4 protein-coding genes and 1 pseudogene are annotated in these 4,824 nt (G+C 66.2%); all 5 read right to left on the minus strand.

Features of this window, described 5'->3' with window-relative positions; genetic code table 11:
• Positions 1 to 1,026, minus strand: a pseudogene (locus B1C78_RS16235) (adenylosuccinate synthase); the annotation flags it as partial.
• A gap of 2 nt (positions 1,027 to 1,028) precedes the next feature.
• Positions 1,029 to 2,216: an ATP phosphoribosyltransferase regulatory subunit gene (locus B1C78_RS16240; protein ID WP_077280212.1), complete on the minus strand. Its 1,188-nt coding sequence runs from the start codon at positions 2,214 to 2,216 to the stop codon at positions 1,029 to 1,031.
• Between the two features lie 310 nt (positions 2,217 to 2,526).
• Positions 2,527 to 2,718, minus strand: a complete 192-nt coding sequence (locus tag B1C78_RS16245) for a DUF2065 domain-containing protein (RefSeq protein WP_077280213.1) — start codon at positions 2,716 to 2,718, stop codon at positions 2,527 to 2,529.
• A 59-nt stretch (positions 2,719 to 2,777) separates the two neighbouring features.
• Entirely contained in the window at positions 2,778 to 3,653 is an 876-nt protein-coding gene (hflC, locus tag B1C78_RS16250; protein WP_077280214.1) for a protease modulator HflC, read from the minus strand.
• Positions 3,653 to 4,824 (minus strand): FtsH protease activity modulator HflK (hflK, locus tag B1C78_RS16255; RefSeq protein ID WP_077280215.1); only part of this gene is annotated, 1,172 nt, incomplete at its 5' end. The genes hflC and hflK, both read right to left, overlap by 1 nt.

Here is a 4,824-nt window from a genome sequence, read left to right on the forward strand (position 1 = left end):
CGCACAGGCGCAGGGTCTCCAGACCGTCCAGCACGTCCAGCTTGGTGATGCACAGGCCGGTGATGCTGTTGATGGACACGGCGCGATTGAGCGCCACCGCATCGAACCACCCGCAGCGGCGCGGCCNNAACCGAACTCGTGGCCGCGCTTGGCCAGGTGCTCGCCCATGGCGTCGAACAGTTCCGTGGGGAAGGGGCCCGCGCCCACGCGGGTGGTGTAGGCCTTGGTGATGCCGAGGATGTAGTTCAGGTCCAGCGGGCCCACGCCGCTGCCGGTGCAGGCGCCGCCGGCCGTGGTGTTGGACGAGGTCACGAAGGGATAGGTCCCGTGGTCGATGTCCAGCAACGTGCCCTGCGCCCCCTCGAACATCACGTTGGCGTCGGCCAGGCGCAGCTGGCGAAGGCGCTCGGGCACGTCCGTGACCAGGGGCTCCAGCACCTCGGCATACGACAATGCCTGGTCCAGCAGTTGCTGGAAGTCCAGCGTCTCCGCCTTGAAGTAGTTCTTGAGCACGAAGTTGTGATAGTCGAGCACCTCGCCCAGCTTCGCCGCGAAGCGCTCGCGGTAGAACAGGTCGCCCAGACGCAGGCCGCGGCGGGAGATCTTGTCCTCGTAGGCCGGCCCGATGCCGCGCCCGGTAGTGCCGATAGCGGCCTTGCCCCGCGCCGCCTCACGGGCATGATCCAGGCTCACGTGATAGGGCAGGATGAGCTGGCAGGATTCGGACAGGCGCAGACGCTCGCGCACGGGCACGCCTTCATCCTCCAGCTGCCCCATCTCTTTCAGCAGCGCATCGGGGGCGAGCACCACGCCGTTGCCGATCATGCACTCCACGCCATCGCGCAGGATGCCCGAGGGGATCAGGTGCAGCACCGTCTTCTTGCCGCCGATCACCAGGGTGTGGCCGGCATTGTGGCCGCCCTGGAAACGCACCACCGCGGCGGCGTTTTCCGTGAGCAGGTCAACCACCTTGCCCTTGCCTTCGTCTCCCCACTGACTACCGAGCACCACCGCGAATTTAGCCATTGTCAGACTTCCGTTACGTTCCATTGGTTGTTGGAATCACGCACCAGGATGCGGTCGCAGCCCATGCGCCGTGCATCGTTGTCCTGCCCCGCCAGCCCCTGGATGACCCGTTCGCCGGCGGCGCGCAGCGTCTCGACCGCCGCGTCCAGGGCGTCATCGCCATCGGGCGGGGCGAAGATACCCCCGGGGGCCGTCGCCAGCGGCTCGGCGGAAAGCCGCACCAGGGTCTTGAGGTCGGTGCTGAAACCGGTGGCCGGGCGGGCGCGCCCGAACACCCGGCCGATGTCATCGTAGCGGCCACCCCGCGCCAGTTCCTGACCGTGGCCGGACACGTAGGCGGCGAACACCGCCCCGGTGTGATAGTGGAAACCACGCAGTTCCGCCAGGTCCACGTGCAGGGCCACGTCCGGGTAGCGCCGTTGCACCGCACCGGCAATGTCGCCAAGCACTTCCAGGGACCGCGCCACCTCGTCCCCCGCACCGGCGAGACGCTCGCGGGCCTCGTCCAGTACCTCGGGTCCGCCATTGAGTTCAGCCAGGGCCGCCAGTCGCGCGCGTGCTTCGGACGACAGGTTCAGGGAAGCGAGAAACGCACCGATCTCGGGCTGCGCCTTTCGCTGCAGCATGTCGAAAAGCTGCGTCTCCGCGTCCGGGTCGAGGCCGGCATCGGCCGCCAGGCAGCGGTAGATCCCCACGTGGCCGAGGTCGAGAAACACGTCCTGCACGCCGCACACGCGAAAGGTCTCCAGCATCAGCCGGATCATCTCCACATCGCCGTCCACGCCCGCGTGGCCGTAGAGTTCGGCACCCACCTGCAGGGGGCTCCGAGAGCCCGCAAACCCGTCGGGGCGGGTGTGCAGCACCGTGCCCATATAGCAGAGCCGGGTGGGCACGTCCCGGTTCAGGCTGTGCGCATCGATGCGCGCCACCTGGGGCGTCATGTCGGCGCGCACGCCCATGAGGCGGCCGTTCAACTGGTCCGTGAGCTTGAAGGTCTGCACGTCCAGGTCGTGGCCGGTCCCGGTGAGCAGGGATTCCAGGTATTCGATCAGCGGCGGGATCACCAGCTCGTAGCCCCAGGTGTGATAAAGATCCAGGAGCCGCCGACGACAGGTCTCCAGCCGCTCCGCCAGGGGCGGCAGGGCCTCTTCGATGCCTTCCGGCAGGAGCCAGCGATTGGAATCGGTCATGAGGTCTGCACTTCAGTGGTCGTGAACACCGGACCGCGCACCGAAACGGTGCCCCGATCAAAGCCCGTGATTATACATAGTTTTGGAGTCCCTGCCGCCGGTCAACCGTGGTGATCAGACACCGGCCCAAGTGCCAAACTCGGGCGTAAAGAATGTTCTCTCGCGAAGACGCAAAGCCCGCAAAGAAGAACTTAATGTCTTTCGAGGAAATCTCTTGGGGGTTCTTGGCGGGCTTTGCGTCTTCGCGAGAGAACAGTCTTTTGGTCTTTTCGATGAAACGCCATTCATCGTGCGCTTCGTGGTGAAAAATTCACCCCCGAAGCCACCAGAGCAGCAGCAGGCCAGCGGTGATGGCGGCGAAGCCGAAGCCGCGCAGGACGCCGTCGGGAAGGGCGACGATCTGGATCAGGGCGCGCTTGAAGCCGGCGGGGTTGAGGAACGGCATGAGGCCCTCCAGAACCAGCAGGAGGGCCACGGCCGTGAAGAGGTCGTTCCAGAGCATGGATCCGGGGCGGGTGTGACCGCGACAGCGGGCGTATCACCCGCTGTCGCGGCCCTGCCCTACTCGACGATCCTGTTCGTGCCGGCCGGGTTCCCGAAGTAACGGAAGAACTCGGAATCGGGCTCGATGACGAACAGGCTGTTGGTACCGGTCATGGTGTTGCGGTAGGCGATCAGGCTCCGGTAGAAGGAGAAGAACTCCTCGTCCTCACCGAAGGCCTGGGCATAGGTATCCGCCGCACGCGCGTCACCTTCGCCTCGAACCCGCTGGGCCTCGCGTTCGGCGTTTGCCAGGATCACGGTGCGGTCACGGTCGGCGCGGGCGCGGATGCGCTCGGCCTCCTCCCGGCCGCGGGCCCGGAAGTCCTGGGCGATACGCTCACGCTCGGCGCGCATGCGCTCGTAGACCGACTCGCTCACCTCGTCGGGGAGGTCCATACGCCGCACGCGCACGTCCACCAGTTCCACGCCCAGTTCCCGGGCAGTGGCGACCGCTTGCTCACGCACGGCCTGCATGATGGTCACACGCTCGGTGGCGACCACTTCCTCCATGGTGAATCGGCCGAACTCGTTACGCATGTTGGTGCGCAGGATCTGGGACAGACGGTCCTCGGCATTGCGTTCCACGCCGCGCGTGGCGACGAAGAACTGTCCCACGTCGTCAATGCGCCACTTGGCATAGAAATCCACAATGAGATTCTTGGCCTCGCTGGTCAGGAAGCGGTCCGGCGGGATGTCCAGGGTCAGAATCCGCCCGTCGTACTTGCGCACGTTGTTGACCAGCGGGAACTTGAAGTGCAGACCCGGCGCAACGTCAACCTCCTTGATTTCGCCGAGGCTGAACAGGATCACGCGCTCGCGCTCATCCACGGTGTAGGTGGCCATCGCGATGATGATGGCCGCCACGACTGCAGCTATACCGATAATGCGGATCATCAGCGCACCTCCCGGGCTCTGGGATCAGGCCGCTGGCCGACGTTGGACAATGGTGTCGGCCGGCTGTCGACGCCGCGCGGTTCCGTGATAGGACGCGGCATGGCGGCGGCCCCGTGCTGCATGAACTTGTCAAGCGGCAGGTACATGAGGTTGTTGCCGTTCTTCATGTCCACGATCACCTTGTTGGTGCCTCCCAGCACGGCCTCGCTGGTCTCGAGATAGAGACGCTCCCGGGTCACGGCCGGTGCCCGCTGGTACTCCACCAGCAACTGGGTGAAGCGGGAGGCATCACCCTCCGCGCGTGCAATCACCTGGTCGCGGTAGGCGTCCGCCTCCTCGCGGATGCGGGCCGCCTCACCACGGGCCTGGGGCACGATGCCGTTGGCATAGGCCTGTGCCTCGTTGCGGAACCGGATCTGGTCCTCGCGCGCCCGGATGGCGTCGGCAAAGGCCTCCTGCACCGCCTCGGGCGGCTGGGCCTGCGGCATGTTGGCCCGGATGAGCATGATACCTGCCTCGTAATCGTCCAACGCCTGCTGGATCACCTCCATGGTCGACTCGGCGATCTGGGCACGGCCCTCACCGAGGATGAACTCCAGGTCGTTCCATTCAAGGCGCCCGCCGAGGGGGGCGAAGTCGCTGGCCACGATGACATCCCCTTCACGCGGCTCGATGATATCCATTCCGGTGCCGAGGCCCGGCGGCCCCGCGGTCGGATCCTCCATCAATCTCTCGCGCACCACCACGGGCTCCATGGCCACCCGCTCGCGAATGGCGGACTCCATCACCTGGCGCACGGTGCGTTCGGGGTCGCGCACGTTGAACAGGAACGCCACAGGGTCACTGACCCGGTACTGCACTTCCACGTCCACGTCGATGATGTTCTCGTCGGCGGTGAGCATCAGTGCCCGGTGCTGCAGGCTTCGCACGCTGCCGATGTCCACCCGCTCCACGCTCTCGATCGGGTAGGGCAGGTGCCAGTTGGGTCCCGGTTCGGTCACATTCTGGAACGCCCCGAAGCGCAACACGACGCCGCGCTCACCCTCGCTGACGATGTAGAAGCCGGAGGCGAGCCAGACCACGATGGCCACGATCACGATCAGGCTGATGCCGGCGGAAGCGTGCCGGCCCATGCCGCCACCGCCGCCGCCTCCGCCCCAGGGGTCGTTGC

The sequence above is a fragment of the Thioalkalivibrio denitrificans genome (genome assembly GCF_002000365.1).
In the GTDB taxonomy this organism is placed as follows: Bacteria; Pseudomonadota; Gammaproteobacteria; order Ectothiorhodospirales; family Ectothiorhodospiraceae; genus Thioalkalivibrio_A; species Thioalkalivibrio_A denitrificans.

Excerpts from the sequence above, each read along its gene's own strand:
- B1C78_RS16245 (WP_077280213.1), bottom strand. The coding sequence starts at position 2,718 with ATGCTCTGGAACGACCTCTTCACGGCCGTGGCCCTCCTGCTGGTTCTG.
- hflC (WP_077280214.1), bottom strand. The coding sequence starts at position 3,653 with ATGATCCGCATTATCGGTATAGCTGCAGTCGTGGCGGCCATCATCATC.
- B1C78_RS16240 (WP_077280212.1), bottom strand. The coding sequence starts at position 2,216 with ATGACCGATTCCAATCGCTGGCTCCTGCCGGAAGGCATCGAAGAGGCC.